Raw genomic sequence first — 24,620 nt, 5'->3', positions numbered from 1 at the left:
CTTCCTAAACCAGCACCTTCACCGTCGACTTGCGCGCTTCCTCCTTTTCGCCGAACACGCTGGCAAAACCGGCGAGAAACGCATCGACCGCGTCGCTGATCATCTGCTCCTTGCTCTCCAGCACCGGAGCCTCATAGATGAATTTGCGCACGCCGTAATAGAAGATGCCTGAATGAAACACCCAGGCCATTTCGGTCTCGGCCGCCGTCGGCTTGCTCTGTGGCGATAGCCCGACCGCGTGGCGGCATTCCCGGATGATGCGGGATAAGATCTTGTCACGCACGATGCCGACATAGGAGCGGTTGATCTCGAGTCCCTTGAGGCCGGAATAGAAATAGATGCGCAGCCAGGTGCGGCTGAAGATCACGCCGGTATAGGCGTCGTAGAATTCCTTCAGGCGATCGGGCAGCGGCCGCGTGCGGTCCGACAGTAACTTCTCCCAGCCGTCGCCGAGCGGTTCGAGATAGACCGTGCGATAGACTTCCTTGATCAGGTCGTCCTTGCTCGGGAAATAACGATAGAGCAACGGCTGGGTTACGCCGAGCCGGCGCGCCAGCGCGCGCGTGCCGCCGCCAAAACCTTCCTCGGCAAAGAACTCGGTGGCCTTGGCGACGAACTCCTGACGGCGATCGTCGGGCGACAACCGCCGCTGCTTGGTCCGCGCCCGCTTGGCTGTAGGTTTCTTGCTCATGAGCTGGCAGGCACCGCAACGTCGCCTTTCACAAATCGGCCGAAGCCGCCAGAGAGAAACAGCAGCGGCTCCTGCTTGTTGTAGGCATAGGCCTCGACCGCGCCGAGGAAGATCACATGGTCGCCGCCATAATAGCGGTTTGCGGCGCGACACTGGAACTGCGCGACGCTGCCGGCAATCAGCGGGGCATTGCCGAGCCCCGGCTTCCAGTTGACGCCGTCAAACCGGTCGACGCCGGATTTTGAAAACTTCGTCGCCAGCGCGGCCTGCGAAACACCGAGCACATTCACGGCAAAATGGGCTGCGTTCTGGAAGATCGGCAGGCCCTGCGAATACATGCCGAGACTCCACAGCACCAGCGGCGGATTGATCGAGACGGACGCAAAGGAATTGCAGGTCAACCCGTAAGGCTTGCCGTCGTCCGCCATCGCGGTGACGATGGTGACGCCGGTCGCATAGGTGCCGAGGGCGTTGCGAAAGTCCCGCGGGTCGAGTGCCGAACTTCCACTCGCAAGTTCATTGGCGGTCTCGGGCTCCGGCACGTGTGTTGGTTTGTCGTTCATCCCCTGGGACCGTCTCACAGCGTCAGATTTTCGGAAGGCAGGCCGAGCGCGAGGCGGCCATAGTTGGTGCCTGCCGCATCGAAATTGAAGGCGATGTGTGAATTGATCGCATGCGCATCGCGGAACTGCCGCTGCAAGGCGCCGGACATATAGAGGCCGCGCGCGCCGCTGGCGGCAAACAATAGCGAGACGGCCTCGGTGCAGAGATTGACCGAAAAGGCGCCGTCGCGACGCAGCTTGGTTTTGGCGAGCATATCCGGAATGTGCCCGCGCCGCGCATCGGCCAGCGCCTCGATGCAGGCCGAGCGCATGATCCGCCGCGCCGCGTCGATCTTGGAGGCGGCTTCGGCGATCTTGATCTGGGTGGTCTGGAGATCGCCAAGCTTGGCGCGGTTGTAGGTGGAGGCGCGATGCCGGGCAAGATCGACATAGTCGTCGAGGCAAGCCTGCGCATTGCCGAGCGCGACGCCCGAGAGCACATAGGGAAACAGGGAAAACACCGGAAGCCGATACAGCGCGTTCGGATTGACGGCGCTGCCGGGCGTCGGGCCGCCCGCGACTTCATGCACGCCGACCGTCATGTCGTGGGGCACGAAGGCGTCCTCGACCTCGACGTCATTCGAGCCCGTGCCGCGCAAGCCGGTCGCGTCCCAGGTGTCCTTGATGCGGTAGTCGCTCTTGGGCAGAAGGAAGATGCGATATTCGATGCCGTCGGCGTCGTCCTCCGATGACACCACGCTCGCCAGCATGTTCCACTCGCTGCAATTCACGCCCGAGGAGAACGGCCAGCGGCCGCGCAGCACATAGCCGCCGTCGACCTTCCGGGCGCGCCCGGCCGGAAAGATGAAGGACGACGCAATCAGTGCATTGGGATTCTTGCCCCAGACCGCATCCTGCGCATGGGAATCGAACATCGCGAGCATCCAGTGGTGGCTTGCGAGATTGGCAAACGTCCAGGCCACGGAGGCGTCACCCTGCCCCATCGCATCGGCGCAATCGATCAGCGCGACATAATCGAGTTCGGAGCCGCCGATACGTTTGGGTTGCACGATGCGGAACAGGCCGCTTTCGTGCAGCTCACGTTCGGTGTCTTTCGGCAAACAGCGCAACTGTTCCGAACTCGACGCGCGCTCGCGCAAGTGCGGCGCCAGCGCAGCGGCTTGCGCCACCATCGCCGCGTAGGCGCGGTTGTCCGCATCCGCCCCGGAGGGCGATGTCGCATTCGTCTTCAGACCGGTAGCTGTCATGTCGCGGTCCTCCCGATCGCGCCCGCCACGCCTTGAAATCTTATACGCCCGATTCTTGTTCTCTGCTGCCATCAAGACAGCTATTGATGCCGCTTGACCGGCCGGCCGTTTGACGGTTGTTTATCGTCCGATCACTTATTAAGGCGCGGCCTGCGTTGCCCGTCAATCGAATTCGGCATGGAAGGCCGGCAGGGAAGGATCACTCGCATGGACAAGACGGTCGGGATCGTCGGGCTCGGCATCATGGGTGGCGCGATCGCGCGCAACCTGGTCGCGCGCGGCTGGCATGTGGTCGGCTTCGACACCGATGCCGCCAAATGCGCCGAACTGGCCGAGGCCGGTGTCGCCATCGTCGAGAGCGTCGCCCATGTCGCGCGCAATACGCCGATCGTCATGACGAGCCTGCCGACGCCGTCAGCGGTCGAAAGCGTCGCGAAACAGATCGCCGAATCCGGCGCGCCGCAACGCATCGTCGTCGAACTCTCGACACTGACGCTCGCCGACAAGCTTCGCTTCGAGGCGGCCTTGAAGAAGGCCGGCCATATCGCGCTGGACTGTCCCCTCTCCGGCACCGGCGCGCAGGCGAAGATGCGCGACCTCATCGTCTATGCCAGCGGCGACAGCGCCGCGATCGCCAAATGCAATCAGCTGTTTGCCGACTTCGGCAAGCAAAGCGCAGACCTCGGCGCCTACGGCAATGGCAGCCGAATGAAATTCGTCGCCAATCACCTGGTCGCGATCCACAATGTCGCAACGGCCGAAGCCATGATCCTGGCGGAACGCGCAGGCCTCGACCCGAAACTCGTGGTCGAAATGGTCGGTCCCGGTGCCGGCGGCTCGCGCATGTTCCAGATGCGTGCGCCGATGATGGTCGAGGGCAAGTATGAACCCGCCACCATGAAGGTTTCGACCTGGAAAAAGGACATGGCGATCATCGCCGAATTCGCCGACGACGTCGGCGTCGAGACCCCGATGTTTACGCTGACGCAGCCGGTCTACACGCAGGCCATGACGATGGGGCTCGGCGATCAGGACACCGCGGCCGTGTTCGAGGTCTTGAAAAAGAACATTGTCAAAGCTGCAAAAAGCGGCAAATAAGGCCAATCGTCGCAGATGCTACCGCAGCGCGTCAAAAACGCGTCAGATGCGCTTGTTTTCGACTTTAGTGCGTGACGGATCGGCTTTCGGATACATGGTTATCACTTGATCATTTAGGACTTCCGTCCGATAAATCGATCAAGAAAACAAGAAGCACGGATATTTCCGCTCATTGCCCTCGGGAGGGACCATGACGATTTCACGACGACAATTCGTCTCCGGCGTTGCCGGTGCGGGCCTTGCCACCATGGCGAGCCCGAAGATGACGTTCGCGCAAGGCAGCGGCCCGGTTCGCGTTGGTCTCCTGGCAGCTAAGACCGGCCCGCTCGCCTCCGGCGGCATCGACATGGAACTGGCGCTGACCATGTTCCTTAAAGAGCACGACTACACGCTCGCCGGCCGCAAGATCGAGTTGATTGTGGCCGACACCGCCGGCGTGCCCGCCACCGCCCGCACCAAGGCGCAGGAATTGGTCGAGAAGAACGACGTTCACTGCATCATCGGTCCCCTCGCCGCTTTCGAAGCGCTCGCGATCATCGACTATCTCACCGAGAAGCAGGTGCCGACGCTCGGCGTCTCGGCCGCCGAAGACATGACACAGCGGCACCCCTCACCCTGGTATGTCCGGCTGACCTCGACTTCCGCGCAATGCGCCTACCCGCTTGCCGAATATTCGGCGAAGGAGCTGAAGTACAAGAAGATCGTCACCATCGCCGACGACTTCGCCTATGGCCACGAAATGTGCGCCGGCTTCCAGCGCGTCTTCGAGGATAATGGCGGCAAGATCATCCAGAAGCTCTTCACGCCCTTGGCGACGCCCGATTACGGCACCTACGTCGCGCAGGTGAAGAATGCGGACGCCATCTTCCTCGGCACCGCGGGCGCCAACGGCTTCCGTTTCCTGCGCCAGTTCATCGAATATGGCCTCAAGGACAAGATGGCCGTGATCGGCGGCATGACCGCTCTCGACGAGTCCGTGCTGCGCAACATGGGCGATGAAGCGCTCGGCATCGTGACGACGAGCTGGTATTCGGCTGAAATCGACAACCCGCTCAACAAGGCGTTTGCGCCCGCCTTCCGGAAGCAGATCAAATACGATCCCGGCTACTACGCCGGAAGCACCTATATGGCCGGCGAAGTGCTGGAAGCGGCGCTGAAAACCGTCAAGGCCAATGCCGAAGACAAGAAGGCGTTGATGGCCGCGATCCGCGGCACCAATGTCGATACCATCCGCGGCGTCATCAAGTTCGACGAATTCGGCAACGTGATCGGCAATGTCTATATCCGCAAGGTGACGCGCAGCGACGGGCGGCTGGTCAATTCCGTGATCAAGACCTATCCGGACGTCAGCCAGTTCTGGACCTACGACAAGACCGAGTTCCTGAAGAACCCGGTCTACTCGCGCGACTATCCGCCGGCGAAGAATCTGGAGCTGTGACTTAGACGACGCGAGACAACGACGCCTCGCATTATTGCTTAGAGACGCGACACGGCTTCAAGGACCACTAGATGCAGTTTTGGATCATCCAGGGTCTCAACAGCCTGTCGCTCGGGGGCCTGCTGTTTCTGCTGTCGTCCGGCTTCTCGCTGATCTTCGGCCTGATGCGGCTGGCCAACCTCACGCATGGCGCCTTCTTCATGCTCGGCACCTATTTCGGCGCCGTGGCGATGCGCGACTATAGTGGGCTCAACATCTGGGTCACCGCGATCGGCGCCGGCATCATCGTCGCCGCGCTCGGCGGGTTGTTCGAACGGCTGGTGCTGACACGACTGAAAACCAATCCGCTCGGCCAGGTGCTGGTCACGCTCGGCATGGCCTTCATCATTTCGGATGCGTGCCTTGTGTTATGGGGCGGCGATTCCATTCCGGTGCCGACGCCGCGCAACCTTCAGGCGCCGACGCGGCTGTTCGGCTTCGTCTTCCCGACGTACCGCCTGGTGCTGGTCGGCGTCGCCATCGTCGCTGCGATCGCGCTCTATATCCTGATGGATCGCACGCGGCTGGGCGCCATGATCCGCGCCGGCGTCGATGACCGCCAGATGGCGCGCGCGGTCGGCATCCCGGTCTCGCGCCTCTTCACCATCGTGTTCTGCCTTGGCACCGGCATTGCCGGCGCGGCCGGCGTGCTTGGCGGCCCGATCCTGTCCGCCTATCCCGGCCTCGACGCCGACATGCTGCCGCTGGCGCTAATCGTCGTCATTCTCGGCGGCATCGGCAGTCTGTTCGGGGCCTTTGTCGGCAGCTTCATCATCGGCTTCATCTACACGTTCGGCACCGCGCTGTTTCCGGAGCTTGCCTACATCATCCTGTTTCTGCCGATGATCTTTGTCATCGCATTTCGCCCACAGGGCCTGTTCGGGCGTCTTGGCACATGAGACTTGGCACGTGAGACTTGGCACATGAAGTGGGTCGCGATCGCCATCTTCGCCGTTTTGGCGCTGTCGCTGCCGTTTGTCGCCGGCGACTTCTATATCAATCTCGCCAGCCAGATCTTTATCGCGGCGATCTTCGCACTCAGCCTTAATCTCCTGGTCGGCTTTGGCGGCATGACCTCGCTCGGCCATGCCTCCTATCTCGGTGTCGCGGCCTATCTCTGTGCGCTGCTGACCACTCGCTACGGCTTCGGCCATGGCCCCGCGGCGCTGATCTCGATCCTGGGAACCGTCGCGACAGCGGCATTTTTCGGCGTGATCGCGCTGCGCGCAACCGGCCTCGGCTTTCTCATGATTACGCTGGCGCTCTCGCAGGTGCTGTGGGGGCTGGCCTACCGCATGTCGGATGTCACCAACGGCGACAACGGCGTCACCGGCGTGACGCGTCCGGCTCCGTTCGGCATTTCACTCGATAGCGCGATCTCGTTCTACTGGTTCGCGCTCGCCGTCACCGTGCTGGCCTTCATCATGATGACGATCTTCGTCTCGTCGTCGTTCGGCTCTTCCCTGAAAGGCGTTCGCGATCAGCCGCGGCGCATGGCAGCGCTCGGCTTCAATCCCTGGATGATCCGCTGGATCACCTTCATCTACGCCGGATTCTGGGGCGCGATCGCAGGACTGCTCTACGTCTATTACAACAAGTACATCCACCCGACCTCGCTTTCGACCACGAGCTCGGCCGAAGCACTGCTAGGGGTGATCGCCGGCGGCTCCGGCACGCTCGCCGGCCCCGCGGTCGGCGCCGCGTTGGTGCTGCTACTGAAGAACTACGCCTCCGCCTATATCGAGCGCTGGAACATGCTGCTCGGCCTCGTGTTCCTGTTCATCGTGCTTGTGATGCCGACCGGGATTGTACCGGGCCTGCAAGAACTCACTGAACGCTTTCGGGGGCGATCGTCATGACCGCGCCCTCGCCTGATTTTGCGCTCGAGATCGTCGGTCTGAACAAGGCGTTCGGCGGCCTGAAGGTCACCCAAGGCGTATCGCTATCGATCCGGCCCGGCGAGCGGCGGCTGATTATCGGTCCGAATGGCGCCGGCAAAACCACGCTATTCAACCAGATCAGCGGCGACATGCGCCCCAACGCCGGCCAGATCAAACTGTTCGGTGAGGATGTCACGACGCTTGCGCCGCATCAGCGCGCCCATCGCGGCCTGTCGCGCACCTATCAGATCATCACGCTGTTTGCTGGCGACACGCTCGAACACAATGTGACGCTTGGCCTGCTCGGACTATTGCCTTCGCGCTGGCAGATGTGGCGTCCTCTCTCGTCCTACCGGCATCTGGCCGAAGAGGCGCGCCGGACGCTCGACAGCGTCGGCTTGTTGCATCTCGCCGCTCATCCGGTTTCCGATCTCGCCTATGGCGAAAAACGGCGGGTCGAGCTTGCAATGGCGCTGTCGCAGAAGCCCCGCGTGCTGCTGTTGGACGAGCCGCTCGCCGGCCTCTCCAATGCCGAGCGCGCCACTGTGAAAGCACTGATCGCTTCGATCTCGAAACAGACGACGGTAGTGATGATCGAGCACGACATGGACACCGCGCTCGACCTCGCCGAAACCGTGACGCTGCTCAATTACGGCAAGGTCATCGTCGACGGCCAGCGCGACCAGGTGATTGTGGATGAACGAACGCGCGAGGTGTACCTTGGCGCGTGAGGCCCTTACCCTTTCCAACGTGAATGCTTTCTATGGCGATAGCCATATTCTGCATGGCGTCGGCTTCGCGCTGACCGAAGGCCATGTGCTGGCGCTGCTCGGGCGCAACGGCGCCGGCAAGACCACCTGCATTTCCACCATCGTCGGCTTCCTGACGCCGAAGCAGGGCGACATCCGCCTGTTTGGCGAGGCGATCGGGGGCTTAAGCCCCGAGCGCATATCGCGTCTGGGCATCGGCCTCGTGCCACAGGGGCGTCGCATCTTCCCGTCGCTCACCGTGCGCGAAAACCTGATCGTCGCCCGGCAGCGGGAACGAGCAACGACGAAGCCGTGGAATGTCGAGCGCATCTTCGAGCTGTTTCCGCGCTTGCAGGAGCGCCATGCGCAATTTGCCGGAACGCTTTCGGGCGGCGAACAGCAGATGCTCGCGATCGGCCGCGCGCTGATGGGAAATCCCCGCGTGCTCCTGCTCGATGAGCCATCCGAAGGGCTGGCGCCGTTGATCGTCGCCGAAGTCGGCCGCACCATCAAACGGCTGAAGGAAGAAGGCCAATCGATCGTGCTGGTCGAACAGAATCGCCAGTTGGCGCTCGATGTCGCCGACCAGGCCGTCATTCTCAACACCGGACGCTGCGTCTTTGCGGGCGAAGCCAGCGAAGTTTTGAACAACGAGGAGCTGATCGCGCAGCATCTTGGCGTGTATCATGCCCACTGAACCAGGCACAGAACCGAGGGACCCAAAATGAAAGTCGGCGTTTGCGGCACAGGACGAATGGGCGGGTCGATCGCCGAGCGGTTGCTCGCGGTCGGGCACGAGGTCGGGGTGTGGAATCGCGACACCGCGAAGACCAAACCGCTGGTCGATGCCGGCGCGAAAGCCTTCGCCTCCCCGGCTGCGCTTGTCGAAGGCTGCGACGTCATCATCGTCATGCTGCTCAACGATACCGCAACCGACGCTGTCTATCACGGCGTGAACGGGCTGCTGAAGGCAAAACTCAGCGGCAAGCTCTTGATCGATATGAGTACGATCCAACCGGACACGATGAAGTCGGTCGGCAACGCTGCTACCAAAGCGGGCGCGGCCTTTGTCGAGTGCCCGGTTGGCGGCAGCAAGGTGCCGGCCAGGGAAGGCAAGCTGTTTGGTCTCGTCGGCGGCTCCGACGCAGACGTCGCGCGCGCCAGGCCGCTTCTTGAACAACTTTGCCGGCGGATCGAGCATGTCGGGCCGCTTGGCGCCGGCGCAACCCTGAAGCTCGCGGTCAACCTGCCGCTGCTGGTTTATTGGCAGGCGCTCGGCGAATCCCTGACCATCTGCAAGCCGCTCAACCTGCCCGCCGAACGGCTGATCGATATCCTCTCCGATACCGCTGGCGCGCCTGCCGCCATGAAGGGACGCGGCGCGATCATCGCCAAAGTGCTTGGTGGCGGGCCGCTCAGCGAAACCGCCTTCGGCATTACGGCGGCCAAGAAAGATCTCGCCACCGCCGTGCAATTCGCCGCCTCCCTCCATGCCGAACTGCCGGTTGCGAAAAGCGCGCTGGCCTGCTTTGAGGAAGCGGAAAAAGACGGGCTAGGCGAGGCGGATGCCACTACCGTTTCCGTGCACTGGACTCGGCGCAAGCCCAAAACCTGATCGAGATATCGTTCGACCGACCTATTTGCCCAATACAACAGAAGAGCACTCGTCCATGATCGATACCAAGAACCGCTATGGCCGCACCGCCGCCCGCAACCATGATGCGGACGGCCTTGCGCGACGCCCCTCCTCCACCACGATCGACATTCACGCCCATATCGTGGTGCCGCAGGCGGCGAAGCTCGCAGGTCCCCATGTCGATCTTTCCCGCGTGCCGCTCGCGCATTTTGCAGACAGCCTCACCAAGGAAATCAACGCGCAGCAGGAAAAGGACGTCGCCGAGGTCATGACGACCATCGATCGCCGCCTGTTCGATCTCGACAAGATGGGGATCGATATTCAGGTCGTCGCGCCGGCGCCGCCGCAGTGCTACTACGCGGTCGATCCCAAGATCGCTGAGCAAGCACACAAGCTCGCCAACGACGGCGTCGCCGAATATTGCGCGCGCAGGCCCGACCGATTCGTCGGCCTTGGCGTCGTCACCTTGCAGGAACCGGAGCTTGCGGTGCGCGAGCTCGACTATGTGATGAAGGATCTCAAGCTGAAGGGCGTCGAGATCCTGACCAATGTCGACGGCCAGGAATTGTCCGATCCAAAATTCCGTCCCTTCTTCGCCCGGGCCGAACAACTCGGCGCCTTCATCATGATGCATCCGAACGGCTTCACGCATGGCGACCGGCTGACGCACTTCTATTTCAACAACGTGCTCGGCAATCCCTTGGAAACGACGCTCGCGCTTCACAACCTCATCTTCTCAGGGACGCTGGCGCGCTTTCCCGATCTGAAGCTGATGGCGGTGCATGGTGGCGGCTACCTGCCCGGCTATTCCGGCCGTATCGATCACGCCTGGGGCGCGCGCAAGGATTCACAAGGAGAGCTGCTGCTGCCACCGACGACTTACCTGCGCCAGGTCTATCTCGACACCGTCGTCTTCAGCTATCACCAGCTCGCCTATTTGATCGATGTATTTGGTCCCGACCGCATCGTCATGGGCACCGACTATCCCTTCGACATGGCCGAATATAATCCGATCGGGCATGTCGCTGGTGTCCACGGCATGGACGAGACGACGCTGGCCCAGATCGCCGGTGGCAATGCTGCGCGCGTACTCGGGCTCGACGTCTAGACCGTCGATCCCGGAGGCGATCAAGCCACCTTTTGCAAGCCCGCTGGCGTGATCTTGAAGGGCGTGAAGCGCGGAAGAGATTCCACCCGGGTGAGCCAGCCGAGCACGGCCGGATACTGCGAGAGGTCGACGTTGCCCTCCGGCGCGCGCGCAATGTAGCTGTAGAGCGCCACGTCGGCGATGGTCGGGTGCGCACCGCCGACGATCCAGCTCTTGCCGGCGAGTTCGGCCTCGATCAGGGCCAGGATCGCATGCGCGCGCCTGATCACTTCGTCGGCATTGAGCGGCGCGTTGAACACGGTGATGAGGCGCGCAGCCGCAGGGCCGAAGGCGATTTGCCCGGCCGCAACCGAAAGCCAGCGCTGCACCGCCGCAGCGCCCTTGGCGTCCTCGGGCAGCCAGTCGGTTTTGCCGAGCTTCTTCGCCACATAAATCAGGATCGCGTTGGAGTCGCTGACGACGACGCCGTCGTCGTCCAGCACCGGCACCTGCCCGAAGGGATTGAGCTTCAGGAATTCAGGAACCTTGTGCGCGCCTTTGGCAAGATCGACCTCGACGAGGTCGAACCTCGCTCCGATCAGCGAGAGGAAAAGTTGCGCCCGGTGGGCGTGGCCGGACAGCGGATGCCAGTAGAGCTTCATGGGTCGGTTCTCCTGAATGGAAGAGCCGGCATCAGCTCCGGCCGCGGCGACCATGGCGGCTTGGACGCGATCGTTGAAGCCTCGCGGAGCGCAAGATACCATTTCGCGAAACGAAATGATCTCGCCGTAACGTTAGTGCTTGCCGCCCGCGGCCTTGTAGTCGGGCTGTTCGAACGGACGCGAGCTCTTGAATTCCGGCAGCGCAAAGCAGCGGTCCGAGATGCTTTTCACCAGCGGATACGCATCAAGCTCGACCTTGACATACTGCGCGCCGACCACCTGGCCCGCGATGCAGATATCGGCAAGACCAACTTCCTTGCCCAGCGCAAACGGCGCAGGCTTACGCCGCTCAAGAAACCGTTCATAGGCCGCCAGCCCCTCGACGGTCCAATGCGTGACCCACGCCTCGATCGCGTGAGCGTCGGCGCCAAAGCTCCCGGCGAGATGCTTGCGCACGCGCGGCACCGTGAGCGGGTGCGCGTCCGCGATCGTCATCAACGCCAGCGAGCGCGCATAGGCCCGCTCCTTGACGTCATCAGGCAATAGCCGCGGCGTCGGTTTGATGTCGTCGAGATATTCCATGATCGCGAGCGACTGGTACAGCGAATGGCCATCATGGATGAAGGTCGGCACCACGTGTTCGGGGTTCACGGCATCGTAACCCGGCTCGAACTGCTTGCCCTGGAGAATGTCGATCGAGATTTCCTCGAACGGCAGCGCCTTCAATTTCAGCGCGACACGGATACGAAACGACGCGATCGACCGCCAGAACCCGTAGACCTTGATGCTCATGGAAAGACCTTTGCAAAACTAGAGGCGCGGGAATAGCTGTACCATCCGCGCGCGAATAGACAAGCGCTTCAATCCGCACGGTTATGCTGCTGCCAGCGCAGAAGATAGGCTTGTAACCGGCGTATGAGCGCGGCGAGCACGACGCCCACCAGCATCAGGATGGTGACCGCCACCATCATGCCCGAGGCCTCGCCGCGCGCCTCGGATTCGATGATCAACCGGCCGATGCCTTTTTCCGCGCCGATGAATTCGCCGACGATGACGCCGATCAACGCAAAGGAAATCGCAGGCGTCAGCGAGGCAAACACCCAGGCCATGGTCGAAGGGATCACGACCGTACGCGTGATCTGCCATTCGCTGGCCCCGAGCAGCCGGGCGGCATTGATGAAACCTTCGTCAATCGAGCGTGCGCCTTCGAAGGTGTTGTAGAACACGAGGAACACCACCACGATCCACGACGTCACGATCTTCGAAGTATCGCCGATGCCGAATGCCAGCACGATGATGGGTGCCAGCGCGATGCGCGGAATCGAATTTACGGCGGTAATGAACGGCTGAAAGATCGCACTCAGGCGATCCGATCGCCCGAGAATGAGCCCGGCGGCAAATCCCGACGTGACGCCGGTGACAAAGCCGAAGAACGTGTTCTTCAGCGTAATCGCGGTCGCGACCCAGAGATTGTTCTCGGTGCGCGCCATGCACTTGGCGAAATCGCCGTTGAACCAGCCGTTGAAGACGCCGAGCTTCGATTTCAAGCAGCTCAGGATCAGGAATTGCTCGAAGATCTCCGATGGTTTCGAGATGAAATAAGGATCGAGCAGATCGGGCACGAGCCAGGGAAAGCGGGCGCGGAGCTGGTAACCCCACTGCCAGACCGACAGCACGACGATGCAGATTCCGACCTGCCACGCCAGCGCGCTGAGCGAATGCCGGCGCGGCTTCATCGCTCGCGCCCCTTGACGAATTCCTCGCCGAGCGAGTGCCAGATGTGCTGGAACAGTTCCGCATAACGCGGCGTCTCCCGCACCTTCACGGCGTCGCGCGGCCGCGGGAAATCGACCTCGAACATGTCCTTGATGCGGCCCGGACGCGCCGAGAACAGGATGATGCGGTCGGCGAGCGTCAACGCCTCGCCAAGGTCGTGGGTCACGAACAGCACCGTCTGCTGCTCGCGCTCCCAGATGCGCAACAGCACCTCGTGCATGTCGATCTTGGTATGGGTATCGAGTGCACCGAACGGCTCGTCCATCAGAAGGATCTGCGGCTCGACCACGAGCGTGCGCATCAGTGCGGCACGCTGGCGCATGCCGCCGGATAGCGCAGACGGATAGGCTTCATCGAATCCTTCAAGTCCGGCCTGCGAGATGCAGGCGGCCACGCGCTCCTTGCGCTCGGCGTCGCTCTTTCCGGCCAGTTGCAGGCCATAGCCGATATTGTCTGCGACCGTACGCCAGGGAAACAGCGTGTCGCGCTGGAAGACATAGCCGACATTGGGCGTCGCCTTGCCGGGGACGATCGGCGCGCCATCGATCAGGATCTGCCCGCTGGAGGGCCTGATCAGGGTCGCGATCATGTTCAGCACGGTGCTTTTTCCGGAGCCGGACGGCCCCAGCAGCGCCACGAACTCCCCCCGCTTCACGCTAAAGGAAACCCCGCGCACCGCTTCGATCGCGGCTCCTGCGAGCTGAAACGTCTTGTTCAAATCCCTGACGTCGATGCGGCTCACATCCTGCGATCGATCAAGCGGCATGGCGTCCCCTAGTGTCCCGCTTCTGACATTCGTATTATGTCGTGGCGGTTTCGTTTACGAATGTCAGAACCAAAGGGACACTAGCAACCATATGACTCTAGTGTGGCTTTGACTCTGACGTTCCTTCGAAGAAGGTACGGCGAGACTGAAAGGAACGTCAGAGTCGCCGCACTAGTCCCCTCGCCCTTCGGGCTTTCCGGCCCGCGATCAACCCGGATAGGCTTTCCTGGCGGCCAGCACGAAATCGGGGACGACGACTTCGGACATCGCCAGCGGCTTGATGCCGGTCATTTCCCGGAACCAGACCTTTTCGCCGCGCGCAAAACTCGCCGCATCGATCACGCAGTCGAAATCGGCGACCTTCTTCAGCGCCGTGATTTCCAGAATATTGGCCTTGCGCGACGTGCTGCCGACGTAAGGCTCGATCGCGTCGTAGACCTCATCGGAGGAATGGGTCTTGATCCATTGCGCCGCGCGCCACAAGGCGGTGGCAAAGGCCTGTATTTTTGGCGGGTCCTTGTCGATGGTCGACTGCACCGTGAAATGGCAGGTCACCGGCACCTTGCCGCCGATATACTTGTTCCAGATCGCTTCATCCGTGCCGTCGAACAACAGCGTACCCCAGCCCTGCTCTTTCGATTCGTCGAGCAGCGAGAGCGAACTGACGAGGACGTCGACCTGCTTGCTCTTGAGCGAGCCCAGCATGGTGTCGACGTTGCCGGTGCCAATCCAGGTTACTTTTTCGGCGAGCCCCATCGTCTCCATATAATAAGACGACCAGACATGATTGGTGCCGCCAAGCGAGGACACCGAGACGATCGGCTTGCGGCCATCCGGCCGCTTCGACTCGGTGAGCTTCTCCAGCGTCGTGATGCCCTGATCCCACAGGTCCTTGCGGATGATGAACATCACCGAACTGCTGCGGGTGTCGGTCGGCATCAGAATGCGCCCGGCGCGGCCGTGATTGGCGAGCTGCATCGGATGGGTGACGTCGCCGATGCCGACATCGCCTTGCGATGAGGCGATGATCTCCCGGGTCTTCACGCCACTGCCGCCCTGAACAAGCTTGCAGTCGAGGCCGGCCTCCTTGAAGTAGCCGATGCGATCGGCGACAAATTGCGACTGGTAGATCGGCACGGCGACGGGATAGATCGGCCGCCCGCTCATGGTCTCAGCGCGTGCTGGCCCGGCGGCAAGGCTTGCACCGCCGGCGATCACGGTCAGCGCTGAGCGACGGGTGATCATCGCCATCACGCTTTCTCCTTTACATCGCTCGCAACCCTGTCGAGTGCGGCGAGCACCGCGTCTCCCATTTCTTTGGTCGAGAGCTTCCTCATCCCGGCTTCCGCGATATCGGCGGTACGCGCACCGTTCGCAAGCGCAAGATCGACCGCCTTTTCCAACAGGTCCGCGTCTTCCGGCCGGTTGAGCGTCATGCGCAGCATCATGATCACACTCTGGATCGAACCGAGCGGATTGGCGATGCCACGCCCGGCAATATCAGGCGCGCTGCCGTGAACCGGTTCATACAGCGCCTTCCGGCGGCCATAGCGATCGACCGGACCGAGCGAGGCCGACGGCAGCATGCCGAGCGATCCCGACGCCATCGCCGCGCAATCGGACAGGATGTCGCCGAAGATATTGCCGGTCACCATCACGTCGAATTGCGCGGGATCGCGCACGATCTGCATCGCGGCGTTGTCGACATACATATGGCTGAGTTCGACGTCGCGGAATTCTTCCGCGCGCAGCGCCGTAACTTCCTCGCGCCACAGCACGCTGGTCTCGAGCACATTGGCCTTGTCGACCGAACAGACCTTGCCTCTGCGCGTGCGCGCGAGTTCAAACGCCGAACGCGCCACGCGACGCACCTGGCTCGTGGTGTATTGCTCGGTGTTGAAGCCGCGGCGTTGTCCGTCCGGCAGTTTCTCGATACCACGCGGCTCGCCGAAATAGATGCCGCTGGTGAGTTCGCGGATGATGACGAAATCGACGTCCTTGAGTATCCGCGCTTTTAATGGCGAGGATTCAGACAGTGCCGGGTTGGCACGGATCGGCCGCAAATTCGCATAGAGGTCGTATTTCTGGCGCAGCGAAAGCAGGCCGCCGGCCTTGCGCGCTTCCGCCGGCACCTCCTTGGTCTCGGGGCCGCCGGTCGCGCCCCACAGGATCGCGTCGGCCTCGTCCATCGCGTTGGCCGTGTCTTCCGGCAACACCTTGCCGGTCGCAAGATACGGAATGAGACCGTATTGCGCCTCGCGCAACGCCATCGGCACGCCGCGCCTGGTCGCAAACCAGCCCAGAATTCGGCGCGACTGCGCCGTCACCTCGGGGCCAATTCCCTCGCCGCCCACCACAGCGACCTTGATCATGTTGGATGAAGCGCTCATGCGTGGTCCCTTGCAGAATCCGTTGCGAAATGAATCCAGGGCCGCTCGGCCCGATCGGCGGATTGAAAGGCGCGAATTTCGCTGTCGCGTTGCAGCGTCAGTGCGACCTCGTCGAGGCCCTTTAGAAGGCCCGCGCGGCGGCGCGGATCGATCTCGAAACGATGTACCTTTCCCGATGGCGAGGTGATCGTCTGCTCTTCCAGATCGATCGAGACCCGGCCAGCGCCCTGGCTGTGCTCCACTTCCATGGCGAGCCCGTCGACAATCTGCTTCTCGACAACGATAGGCAGGATGCCGTTCTGGAAGCAGTTGGCGAAAAAGATATCGCCAAAACCCGAGCCGATGATGGCGCGAATGCCCTTCTCCTGAAGCGACCACACCGCGCCTTCGCGCGACGACCCGCAACCGAAGTTCGGGCCCGTAATCAGAACTTCTGCGTCGCGATAGGGCTCACGGTTGAGGATGAAGTCGGGATTTTCCGATCCATCCGCCAGATAGCGCAGCGAGCCGAACGCCCATTTTCCCAGCGTGCCGCGAATGGAATTGCCCACCAGACGCTCGATGCGGATGATCACATCCGTATCGATATTGCTACGCATAATCGGAGCCGCGATGGCGCTGAGCTTCGTAAACGGCTTTGGCATCTAACGCTCCATGGTCCTGACGTCGGCGATCGCGCCCGAGATCGCGGCCGCCGCCGCCATCGCCGGACTGGCGAGATGGGTCCGCGCCTGCGGCCCCTGCCGGCCGATGAAATTGCGGTTCGAGGTCGAGACCGAGCGCTGGCCTGGGGCTACGACCTCGCCATTGGCGGCAAGGCACATCGAGCAACCGGGCTCGCGCCATTCGAAGCCGGCCTCGGTGAAGAGCTTGTCGAGCCCTTCTGCCATGGCCTCCCGCTTCACCGTCTCCGAGCCCGGCACCACCCAGGCCCGGACGTTGGGGGCGACCTTGCGGCCGCGGGCAATCGCGGCTGCCGCGCGCAAATCGCTCATCCGGCTATTGGTGCAGGAGCCGATGAAAACCCAATCGACCGGCGTGCCCGCGATCGGCGCACCGGGCTTGAGGCCCATATAATCGATCGCGGTTTCGATCGCGGTGCGGCGCGCAGGGTCTGTAATGTCGGCGGGGTTCGGCACATGGCCATCGACGCCGACGACGTGCTCGGGGCTGATGCCCCAGGTGATTTGCGGAATGATCTTGTTGACGTCGATCGTCACTTCACGACCGAACACGGCGTCGGCATCGCTCGGCAGCTGACGCCACGCGGCGACCGCGCGCTCCCAGATCGCACCCTTCGGCGCGTAACGCCGGCCACGGATGAAGTCGTAGGTTTTGTCATCCGGCGCGACCATGCCCATCTTCGCGCCCAGTTCGATCGAAAGGTTGCAGATGGTGAGCCGGCCCTCGATTCCCATGTCGCGGATGGCGCTGCCGGCAAACTCGACCGCATAGCCGGTGCCGCCGGCGGCGCCGACATGGCCGATCAGCGCGAGGATGAGATCCTTGGGCGTCACGCCTGCGGACATCCGTCCCTCGAATTTCACCCGCATCGTTTTCGGACGACGCTGGATCAGGGCCTGCGTCGCCAGCACATGCGTCAGCTCGCTCGAGCCGATGCCGAACGCGAGCGCGCCGAGACCACCATGTGTGCAGGTGTGGCTGTCGCCGCACACGATCAGACAGCCAGGCAAACTCAAGCCGAGTTCGGGGCCGATGACGTGAACGATGCCCTGGCCCGGTTGATCGATGTCGAACATGGTGATGCCGCTGGCCGAAGTCTCGGCACGCAACCCTTCGAGGAGCTCCAGCCCGGTCTTGCTGGTGCCGGCGCGGCCACGCGCGGACGAAATTGCGTGATCCGGCGTCGCAAAGGTCAGCTCGGGATTGTGAACGGGAAGATTGCGGCTCTTGAGGTCGAGCAAGCCACGCGAACCGCCGAGGTCGTGCAGCAGATGGCGATCAATGTGGAGGAGATCTGTATCATCGCTGATGCGGGCGATAACATGCTGGTCCCAGATCTTGGCCAGCATGGTACGGCCGGGCGCGGTGTGACCACGTGTTTCCAAGTGTACCTCCCTTGATGGCCACGGAGTTTCACCGTCGTCCGCCGTTTTCGGGCTTGGGTATGAGGGCCTCATTGGGCCCCGGCCTTGAGGGCATCAAAGCACAGGAGGCTGCGCTTCGGCTAGTGTCCCGATTCCGACGTCCGCACGGTCGTGCGGCCCCTTATTGGCGGACGTCGGAATCGAAAGGACACTAGCAAACTTATTGATCTAGTGTGGCTTTGGTTCAGAGGTCCGCATGACGAACTCGCGGCGAAGATGATGCGGACCTCTGAACCGCCACACTAGGGTCTGAAGCGATAACTGCCAAGTCTTCGCCTATCGGAGGGCCTACTATTTCAGCAGGCCGGCAAAGGCTTTCGCGAAGGTATGAACGTCACCCGGCCATCGCGCCGAAACATAGTTGCGGTCACGCACGACGAAGGCCGGACGCGCGTCATTTATTGTGTCGCGCTGCAAACCGGAGGTCTTTCGGCGATAATCCGGATCGGTTTCGGGAACGTCGAGAAAGTCCGAAGGATTCGCCAGCGCTCGCGTGACCTCCTGCTGCACCGACATGTAGCCGTCGGGATCGCCGGTCTGCTCGAGGTAGGTCCGATAATAGTTCGGGTCCCAGAATCGCGTGATGCGCGCAACCCTCCACGCACTGTTTTCGAGCGCCCAGGTCAGCGCGGTGCTCTTGTAGCCGTGCAGCACCGACTGGCCGGTCTTTGGCGAGATGCTGCGCGCGGCGAGCAGAACGCCGTGGCAGATCGCGGCTACCGGTTTTTGCGCATCAAAGAAATCGACCACGCAACGCTGAAGCGTCCTGCTTTCGAGATAGTCGCGCATGCCCCGCGCGCGATGCCCGCCCGGCAACAGCAATCCGTCGAGGACGGAAACGTCAACCTCGTCCCAACGTAACGGTCGGGCATAATTCGGATCGATGGTCATCGCCGCATAGGCGCTGCGCGCATCGCTGTTGGCGCGCATCAAAAGGCCGATCAGCGGCAGTCTTCGCAACAGCGGGATCGTGCCCCAGAAATCGAGGCCTTCGCCCGTCAGCATCATGTCGTCGGCGACGGCAGGCTTGCCGTCCGGCGTCGCGAAGGTGATGGAATGGCCCGCATCCATCAGAACCTGCCAGCTCACGGCGGCTTCGCTCGGGTCGAAGTCCCGCGCCGGCAGGAGGATGAGAACGCGGGCCAAACGCGCCTCACACCAGCAAGACGGTCGAGCCCGTGGTCTTGCGCGCCGCGAGGTCGGCATGAGCCTTCGCCGCGTCCTTCAACGGATAGGTCTGGTTGACGTTGATTTTCACCGCGCCAGATGACACGACCTCGAACAGCTCCTTCGCCATGGCGCGAAGACTCTCGGCCTTGGCGGCGTAGGTGTTCAGCGTCGGACGGGTAACGTAAAGCGAGCCTTTCTGCGCCAGCAGGCCCAGATTCAACGGTTCGACACCGCCGGAGGATTGGCCGAACAACGCGGCGACGCCGAGCGGCGCAAGGCAATCGAGCGACTTCAGGAAGGTGTCCTTGCCGACGGAGTCATAGACCACCGGCACCTTCTTGCCGCCGGTGATCTCGTCGACGCGCTTCACGAAATCCTCGCGCGAATAGACGATCGTATGCGCGCAGCCATGAGCCTTGGCGAGCGCGGCTTTTTCGTCGCTACCGACCGTACCGATCACGGTGGCGCCGAGGTGATTTGCCCATTGCGAGAGAATGAGGCCGACGCCGCCGGCGGCGGCATGAAGCAGGATCGTGTCGCCCGCTTTGACGCGATAGGTCTGGCGGATGAGATACTGCACCGTGAGGCCCTTGAGCATCATCGCAGCCGCGGTCTTGTCATCGATGCTGTCGGGCAGTTTGAGCAGGCGCTCGGCCGGAATAAGCCGTGCTTCGGCATAGGCGCCGAGCGGAGCCGCACCATAAGCGACGCGATCTCCTGCCTTCAGCTCAGTGACGCCAGGCCCGACTTCTTCAACGACACCGGCGCCCTCACCGCCCAACCCGCTTGGCAGCGCCAACGGATAGACGCCGGAGCGATTATAGATATCGACGAAATTGAGCCCCACAGCCGTGTGGCGAATACGCACTTCCCCCGTCCCCGGCTTGCCGACATTGACCTCCTCCCAGACAAGGACTTCGGGACCGCCGGTCTTGTGAAAGCGGATGGCGTGCGTCATGGGAAATACTCCTTGGGAATGGAACGGGGAATGGAACGTTATGAGAGAGCCTTTTTGCCGCGCCGGGAGCGCGGGGCCGTCACCTTATTATATCGCCGTGCGGAAAGCGAAAATACACGCCCCCGCGACTGGCGAAAGCTGAAACGGCGTCAATGGCTGCTCCAGAAACGAAAAAAGGCCCGGCGGCCATACGGCCACCGGGCTTTTTCATCCTCGACGAGGTGACGGCGATCAACCGGCCGTCACTAGTACCTTGCCGAACACGCCGGCTTCGGCCAGTTCGGCGATCCGCGCCTCATCATAGCCGAGCGTGTCGTGCAGCACTTCGCGGGTGTGCTGGCCAAGCAAGGGCGCCGCGATCGGATCGATCGCCGGCGTCAGCGAAAGATTGAGCGGAGTTTCGATATTCGGAACCGCGCCTGCCTTCGGATGCGGGATTTCGCTGACGCGATGACGTTCGCGTGCTTCCGGCGAGTTGAAGGCTTCCTCGACGGTGCGCAGATAACCGACCGGGATATTCGCCGCTTTCATCCTGGCAACCCAGTTCTCCCGGGTGTCGGTCGCAAAGACGTCGGTGAGGATGGCGCGCAATTTATCCCGGCCGGCCGTGCGCGAACGCCGGTCGCCGAATTCACCGCTGACGAGATCGGGACGGTTCATGACCTCAACGACCAAGCGGCGATAGAGGCGATCGTTGGCGCAGGCGATGTAGAACGGTCCGTCCGAGCCGTGATACACGCCGACCGACGGCGAGCCGTTCGGGGAATTGCCCTGACGGCTCGGATTTACGCCGCTCATCAGGTAGGCCATGCCGTAGAACTGCGTCATGCCGAGCGCCATGTCGAACAGTGCCACCTCCACATGCTGGCCGCGGCCAAGCTTGTCGCGGGCGAGCAGCGCCAGAAGGATCGCGTTGCAGGCCGACATGCCTGTCAGCATATCGACCGCCGGCGGACCTGTTCGCACCGGCGGGCCATCTGCAAAACCATTGAGCGACATGAAGCCGCTTTCGGCCTGTGTGATCGGATCAAAGCCCGGACGCGAGGCAAACGGACCTTTGCGGCCATAGGCCGAGATCGAGCAATAGACGAGACGCGGGTGATGAGGCGCGACCGACGCGTAGTCGAGGCCATATTTTTTCATCACACCGGACGAAAAATTCTCGACCACCACATCGGCCCGCGCGATCAATTCGCGCGCCACCGCGCACGCTTCGGGCTTGGTGAGATCGAGCGCAATGCCACGCTTGTTGCGGTTCAGGCTGATAAAGGCCGCGCTCTCGCCGGCAAGGTCGGCGTGCTCATAGTGCCGCGAGTCGTCGCCGCCTTCGGGATTTTCGATCTTGATGACATTGGCGCCGAAATCCGCCAACGTCTGCGTGCAGGCGGGACCGGCAACGACGCGGGTGAAATCGACGACCAGAAGACCGTCCAGGGCAGTCGGGGCGCCCTTCTCTCTCGGTACCCGGCCTGGCAGTTTCGGTCTCATGATCGGCGCGTTCCTTCCCGTTGCTCGACCCTGTCGGGATCGTTGAGGAAGATTGTACACGCGTCCTTGCGATCCTTCCAAGAGAAGTCGGCTGGACGGGGCCGCTATCGCCTTTTCGAATGGGTGCTATGAGAAGAAGCACCGGAAATGAGACGCTTTTGCCAGTAAAGCGTATCCGGAAATGCCCACGGGCAGGCTGGCCGATACATCCGATAACCGGCGCGGATGAAATTGTTGGCGGAGACGACGTTGCCGGTCGTATCTGACACCACGCAGCTCCAGCCATTGCGTCGCGCCCGCGCCTCCATGGTCCGCATCAACCGCAACTGAAGGCGATGGCCCCAGTGGCGCTGCACAACACCGACGCGGCAGAAATATCCGGCGTTCCGAATATGCGTCGAGGGAATGACGCCGGCGAAGGCGACCGGCGCGGCCTCGTGAAAAGCGAGCCACCAGTGGCCCCGATCGAACGCCGGAATGGAGGCGCCGCTGAAGAAAGTCAGGCGATGCAGTTCGGCAAGGACGTCGGCGATCTCATCGTCGCGCCCGTCCACCTCGCGAATGCGGTAGGTCAGGATTTGAGACATCGCTTCGCCCGCTCGATGTCCTTCGGTGAAAACCCTTTCGCACGCGCGAACGCTTCAGCGGCCGCTTCGCCATATTGCGCCACGGCGCGCCTGACGACCCAGCACGGGATGGCGTCTGCCGGCGACGATGTCAGCAGCGCGATCAGCAGCAATACCGCGTAGATCATTTTCCCAGCATCACCTTGATGCCGAGCCATACCGCTCCGAGAAAGCCGGCCACGATGACACTGATGACGGCCTTGAAGGTAAAACCCTGAGCCTGCTCGACGCTCTTGCGCCATCGCCGCAAGTGCTGGAAATCGGCGCGCAGCTCGCGGCGATCGTCCTCCTCGATCCCGAACGATGCCAGCACCGTCGCGATCGCGCGATCGACGACGGCTTCGATGTCGCCATTATGGATCCGCTGTCGTTCGCCCAACGTCTCGGCCACGACGGCGCGGATGGTGTCCTCACTGATATCAGCCATGGCGGCACGCTTTCCGGATCATCGCTTGATGATCCTTGCGACGTTCTCGAAGCCGCGTTTGGCGAAATAAGACGCCACGATGAGATTGGCCGTCGTCGAAGCAAATCCGGTGAGCCCGTCGGTTGAGCCGAGTGCAAGTACTTTGTCGAATATCAGGAATTTTTCCCGAGCCTCGGCCGCCAAACGCGGCCTTGTACCGGCTCGGCGCCAGCAGCGGCTCAAAGACTTTCGCGGTCGGGATTTTCAGCGTCGACATGATCAGGCTGCACGATCACACGCTCGATGCGATGAATCAGTTCAAGGGCGTTCTCGTCATTGCCCAGCGATTGCGTCGGCTTGCCCCAGCCGCGATCGAGGATCGCGTTCGCGGCCGCGACCCGCGCCGGCGGCGTCGCCTTGGTGTTGCGCATCACGGCGACGAGGACGTTCAGTGCGGTGCGCGTGTGGCTTCGCGCCAATGAGCGGATTTCGGTAACGGCCTTGGCCATGGCGGATTGAAAGTCTCCTGGAGCTTCGAGTTCTCGCAAATCGGGTGGCGCGGCGGCGTTGGCGCAAAGATGCGCGCTAGCTGACATCGTCCTCGCAGGTTTCGTGCGTTGGCAGAATCTCGCAGGGCGCGGCGTCGGCGTGATCCATCACGAGATCGTTTTCCCGAGGCCGCGAGCGGAACAGGTGCGAGATGTTGAGCGGGCGACGCTCGCGGCACGTCTGCGGAACGAATGGAATGATCTCCGCGCTCACGAAAAACCCTCCCAGAGCACGACGAGGATCAACAGCGTCAGCGCAAGCGCAATGAGATAGGCGGCGGAAGCGGCCATGCAGGTTCTCTCTCTCTTGAGTTGAGGATGATGAATGGCGCGGCAGAGCCGGCGCGTTTCATGCGCGCGGGCCCATTTGGGGCGCGAACCTTGTCCCTCCAGAGAGAGAATCAGAGGGGCCGCGGCCGACGCGTTCGCGCGCATCGGCAAAATGGTTCGGACGGCGGCGCGCTTCGATGGCGCCTTGCCTGAAGCACAACGAGATTATTGCGCCTAGTGCCGCCTATTTGAAGTTCCTGCACCACAAGCGGCAAATTCGATCCAGGAACTTCAAATAGAATGCGGCACTAGAATGAGTAGATTTGCTAGTGCCCATGACTTTCCGAAGTTCGCGAAGTGCGGCGATGGAATACGAACTTCGGAAAGTGGGCACTAGCGGCCGCCGCCCGATTTCGAAAACAAAATCCCGCAGGTCCGTTTCCGGCTCCTGCGGCTTTATATTTCCAACGATGGACCTATGCCGGTGATTTGCCCGACGTGTCAAATTTGTTTCCGGCGGCTTGCCGATAATAGCCGGAAAATAGCCACGCTCGACTCTTGGCGGGAGCGCGTGGCAGGTTTACCTATGGTGTTGTCGAAGCCGTTTCACGCGAGGCGCCGCCATGAACACACAGACTATCCGGCTGATGCTGGCCGGCGCACTCGGCATCGCGGTTGCGAGCACGTCGCCCGCGCTGGCGCAAAGCACGCTCGGCGGCGCGAAGACGCAGCAGAACAAGATCGGCGGTGTCGCAAAGCCTGCACCTAGCGTTGGCGGCGCCGTCATCCACACGCCATCCCCGCCGACCCCGCCCAAGCCGGGTGCGGTCGCGAATACGGTCAAGCCCACCTCGCCCGGCGTGACCTCACCGGGCCTGAGTTCGAATGCGGCGCTCAATCAGCCGCCGGGGCCACGGCCGAATCCGCCGGTCATCCCACCGAACAAGGGCGGAACGGTCGTCACCTCAAACCTGAAATGCGCGAACGGCGCCTGCGCGTCGAAGGGACCGAAGCCGTAAGGCTG

General features: G+C 62.3%; 30 protein-coding genes. 9 read left to right on the top strand and 21 right to left on the bottom strand.

Features of this window, described 5'->3' with window-relative positions; all coding sequences use genetic code 11:
- Nucleotides 1-4: 4 nt before the first annotated feature.
- Genes BUA38_RS24280 through BUA38_RS24270 form a run of 3 tightly spaced genes read right to left on the bottom strand, consistent with a single transcriptional unit; the run spans nucleotide 5 to nucleotide 2,501 of the window.
- Nucleotides 5-691, bottom strand: a complete 687-nt coding sequence (locus tag BUA38_RS24280; RefSeq protein WP_072821878.1) for a TetR/AcrR family transcriptional regulator — start codon at nucleotides 689-691, stop codon at nucleotides 5-7.
- Entirely contained in the window at nucleotides 688-1,254 is a 567-nt protein-coding gene (locus tag BUA38_RS24275; RefSeq protein WP_072821876.1) for a flavin reductase family protein, read from the bottom strand. The genes BUA38_RS24280 and BUA38_RS24275 overlap by 4 nt, the downstream gene beginning before the upstream one ends.
- A gap of 14 nt (nucleotides 1,255-1,268) precedes the next feature.
- Entirely contained in the window at nucleotides 1,269-2,501 is a 1,233-nt protein-coding gene (locus BUA38_RS24270; protein WP_072826391.1) for an acyl-CoA dehydrogenase family protein, read from the bottom strand.
- 207 nt (nucleotides 2,502-2,708) lie between these two features.
- Here BUA38_RS24270 and BUA38_RS24265 point away from each other — a divergent pair, with 207 nt between their 5' ends.
- From BUA38_RS24265 to BUA38_RS24230, 8 genes are all read left to right on the top strand, one after another.
- Complete coding sequence (locus BUA38_RS24265; protein WP_072821874.1) at nucleotides 2,709-3,599, top strand: NAD(P)-dependent oxidoreductase; 891 nt, start codon at nucleotides 2,709-2,711, stop codon at nucleotides 3,597-3,599.
- Nucleotides 3,600-3,789: 190 nt separating this feature from the next.
- Nucleotides 3,790-5,037, top strand: a complete 1,248-nt coding sequence (locus BUA38_RS24260) for an ABC transporter substrate-binding protein (protein WP_072821872.1) — start codon at nucleotides 3,790-3,792, stop codon at nucleotides 5,035-5,037.
- Nucleotides 5,038-5,108: 71 nt separating this feature from the next.
- On the top strand, nucleotides 5,109-5,975 hold the full coding sequence (locus tag BUA38_RS24255) for a branched-chain amino acid ABC transporter permease (RefSeq protein WP_072821870.1): 867 nt from the start codon (nucleotides 5,109-5,111) through the stop codon (nucleotides 5,973-5,975).
- Between the two features lie 24 nt (nucleotides 5,976-5,999).
- Complete coding sequence (locus tag BUA38_RS24250; protein WP_072821868.1) at nucleotides 6,000-6,935, top strand: branched-chain amino acid ABC transporter permease; 936 nt, start codon at nucleotides 6,000-6,002, stop codon at nucleotides 6,933-6,935.
- Complete coding sequence (locus tag BUA38_RS24245; protein ID WP_072821866.1) at nucleotides 6,932-7,687, top strand: ABC transporter ATP-binding protein; 756 nt, start codon at nucleotides 6,932-6,934, stop codon at nucleotides 7,685-7,687. The genes BUA38_RS24250 and BUA38_RS24245 overlap by 4 nt, the downstream gene beginning before the upstream one ends.
- Nucleotides 7,677-8,402, top strand: a complete 726-nt coding sequence (locus tag BUA38_RS24240; protein ID WP_338076281.1) for an ABC transporter ATP-binding protein — start codon at nucleotides 7,677-7,679, stop codon at nucleotides 8,400-8,402. The genes BUA38_RS24245 and BUA38_RS24240 overlap by 11 nt, the downstream gene beginning before the upstream one ends.
- Nucleotides 8,403-8,429: 27 nt before the next feature.
- The gene (locus BUA38_RS24235; RefSeq protein WP_072821862.1) at nucleotides 8,430-9,320 is read left to right on the top strand and encodes an NAD(P)-dependent oxidoreductase; all 891 of its coding nucleotides are present in this window, start codon (nucleotides 8,430-8,432) and stop codon (nucleotides 9,318-9,320) included.
- A 55-nt stretch (nucleotides 9,321-9,375) separates the two neighbouring features.
- Nucleotides 9,376-10,449, top strand: coding sequence for an amidohydrolase family protein (locus BUA38_RS24230; protein WP_172806080.1), 1,074 nt, complete (start codon nucleotides 9,376-9,378; stop codon nucleotides 10,447-10,449).
- Nucleotides 10,450-10,469: 20 nt separating this feature from the next.
- Here BUA38_RS24230 and BUA38_RS24225 read toward each other — a convergent pair whose 3' ends face one another.
- From BUA38_RS24225 to BUA38_RS37020, 18 genes are all read right to left on the bottom strand, one after another.
- Entirely contained in the window at nucleotides 10,470-11,090 is a 621-nt protein-coding gene (locus BUA38_RS24225; RefSeq protein ID WP_072826389.1) for a glutathione S-transferase family protein, read from the bottom strand.
- 132 nt (nucleotides 11,091-11,222) lie between these two features.
- On the bottom strand, nucleotides 11,223-11,882 hold the full coding sequence (gene maiA / locus BUA38_RS24220) for a maleylacetoacetate isomerase (RefSeq protein ID WP_083587739.1): 660 nt from the start codon (nucleotides 11,880-11,882) through the stop codon (nucleotides 11,223-11,225).
- 68 nt (nucleotides 11,883-11,950) lie between these two features.
- On the bottom strand, nucleotides 11,951-12,826 hold the full coding sequence (locus BUA38_RS24215) for an ABC transporter permease (protein WP_072821860.1): 876 nt from the start codon (nucleotides 12,824-12,826) through the stop codon (nucleotides 11,951-11,953).
- Nucleotides 12,823-13,632: an ABC transporter ATP-binding protein gene (locus BUA38_RS24210; protein ID WP_072821858.1), complete on the bottom strand. Its 810-nt coding sequence runs from the start codon at nucleotides 13,630-13,632 to the stop codon at nucleotides 12,823-12,825. The genes BUA38_RS24215 and BUA38_RS24210 overlap by 4 nt, the downstream gene beginning before the upstream one ends.
- Before the next feature lie 207 nt (nucleotides 13,633-13,839).
- Nucleotides 13,840-14,883 carry an ABC transporter substrate-binding protein gene (locus tag BUA38_RS24205; RefSeq protein WP_072821856.1) on the bottom strand — a complete coding sequence of 348 codons (1,044 nt, stop codon included), beginning with the start codon at nucleotides 14,881-14,883 and terminating at the stop codon, nucleotides 13,840-13,842.
- Nucleotides 14,883-16,022, bottom strand: a complete 1,140-nt coding sequence (gene leuB / locus BUA38_RS24200; RefSeq protein ID WP_072821854.1) for a 3-isopropylmalate dehydrogenase — start codon at nucleotides 16,020-16,022, stop codon at nucleotides 14,883-14,885. Before leuB ends, BUA38_RS24205 begins: the two co-directional genes overlap by 1 nt.
- The gene (leuD, locus tag BUA38_RS24195) at nucleotides 16,019-16,666 is read right to left on the bottom strand and encodes a 3-isopropylmalate dehydratase small subunit (RefSeq protein WP_072821852.1); all 648 of its coding nucleotides are present in this window, start codon (nucleotides 16,664-16,666) and stop codon (nucleotides 16,019-16,021) included. Before leuD ends, leuB begins: the two co-directional genes overlap by 4 nt.
- Nucleotides 16,667-18,055 (bottom strand): 3-isopropylmalate dehydratase large subunit, encoded by a 1,389-nt coding sequence (gene leuC, locus BUA38_RS24190; RefSeq protein WP_197685958.1) that lies wholly within the window; start codon nucleotides 18,053-18,055, stop codon nucleotides 16,667-16,669.
- A 366-nt stretch (nucleotides 18,056-18,421) separates the two neighbouring features.
- Nucleotides 18,422-19,276 carry a type 1 glutamine amidotransferase domain-containing protein gene (locus BUA38_RS24185; RefSeq protein WP_072821848.1) on the bottom strand — a complete coding sequence of 285 codons (855 nt, stop codon included), beginning with the start codon at nucleotides 19,274-19,276 and terminating at the stop codon, nucleotides 18,422-18,424.
- 7 nt (nucleotides 19,277-19,283) lie between these two features.
- A complete protein-coding gene (locus BUA38_RS24180) occupies nucleotides 19,284-20,258 on the bottom strand; it encodes a quinone oxidoreductase family protein (protein ID WP_072821846.1) in 975 nt (324 codons plus the stop codon).
- A gap of 231 nt (nucleotides 20,259-20,489) precedes the next feature.
- A complete protein-coding gene (locus tag BUA38_RS24175) occupies nucleotides 20,490-21,746 on the bottom strand; it encodes a CaiB/BaiF CoA transferase family protein (protein ID WP_072821844.1) in 1,257 nt (418 codons plus the stop codon).
- 104 nt (nucleotides 21,747-21,850) lie between these two features.
- Nucleotides 21,851-22,333 (bottom strand): GNAT family N-acetyltransferase, encoded by a 483-nt coding sequence (locus tag BUA38_RS24170; protein ID WP_072821842.1) that lies wholly within the window; start codon nucleotides 22,331-22,333, stop codon nucleotides 21,851-21,853.
- Nucleotides 22,318-22,500 (bottom strand): hypothetical protein, encoded by a 183-nt coding sequence (locus BUA38_RS24165; protein ID WP_072821840.1) that lies wholly within the window; start codon nucleotides 22,498-22,500, stop codon nucleotides 22,318-22,320. The genes BUA38_RS24170 and BUA38_RS24165 overlap by 16 nt, the downstream gene beginning before the upstream one ends.
- Nucleotides 22,497-22,799: a hypothetical protein gene (locus BUA38_RS24160; RefSeq protein ID WP_072821838.1), complete on the bottom strand. Its 303-nt coding sequence runs from the start codon at nucleotides 22,797-22,799 to the stop codon at nucleotides 22,497-22,499. The genes BUA38_RS24165 and BUA38_RS24160 overlap by 4 nt, the downstream gene beginning before the upstream one ends.
- An 18-nt stretch (nucleotides 22,800-22,817) precedes the next feature.
- The gene (locus BUA38_RS24155; protein ID WP_244553357.1) at nucleotides 22,818-22,982 is read right to left on the bottom strand and encodes a hypothetical protein; all 165 of its coding nucleotides are present in this window, start codon (nucleotides 22,980-22,982) and stop codon (nucleotides 22,818-22,820) included.
- A gap of 35 nt (nucleotides 22,983-23,017) precedes the next feature.
- Nucleotides 23,018-23,287, bottom strand: a complete 270-nt coding sequence (locus BUA38_RS24150; RefSeq protein WP_072821836.1) for a hypothetical protein — start codon at nucleotides 23,285-23,287, stop codon at nucleotides 23,018-23,020.
- Nucleotides 23,288-23,363: 76 nt separating this feature from the next.
- Nucleotides 23,364-23,540, bottom strand: coding sequence for a hypothetical protein (locus BUA38_RS37025; RefSeq protein ID WP_156898690.1), 177 nt, complete (start codon nucleotides 23,538-23,540; stop codon nucleotides 23,364-23,366).
- A complete protein-coding gene (locus tag BUA38_RS37020) occupies nucleotides 23,537-23,761 on the bottom strand; it encodes a hypothetical protein (RefSeq protein ID WP_156898689.1) in 225 nt (74 codons plus the stop codon). Before BUA38_RS37020 ends, BUA38_RS37025 begins: the two co-directional genes overlap by 4 nt.
- Before the next feature lie 458 nt (nucleotides 23,762-24,219).
- Here BUA38_RS37020 and BUA38_RS24145 point away from each other — a divergent pair, with 458 nt between their 5' ends.
- A complete protein-coding gene (locus BUA38_RS24145; protein WP_072821834.1) occupies nucleotides 24,220-24,615 on the top strand; it encodes a hypothetical protein in 396 nt (131 codons plus the stop codon).
- Nucleotides 24,616-24,620 lie beyond the last annotated feature (5 nt).

It is taken from the genome of Bradyrhizobium erythrophlei (assembly GCF_900142985.1).
GTDB lineage: Bacteria > Pseudomonadota > Alphaproteobacteria > Rhizobiales > Xanthobacteraceae > Bradyrhizobium > Bradyrhizobium erythrophlei_B.
Note: the sequence above shows the minus strand (reverse complement) of the source record. Positions and strands in the feature narration are given on the sequence as shown.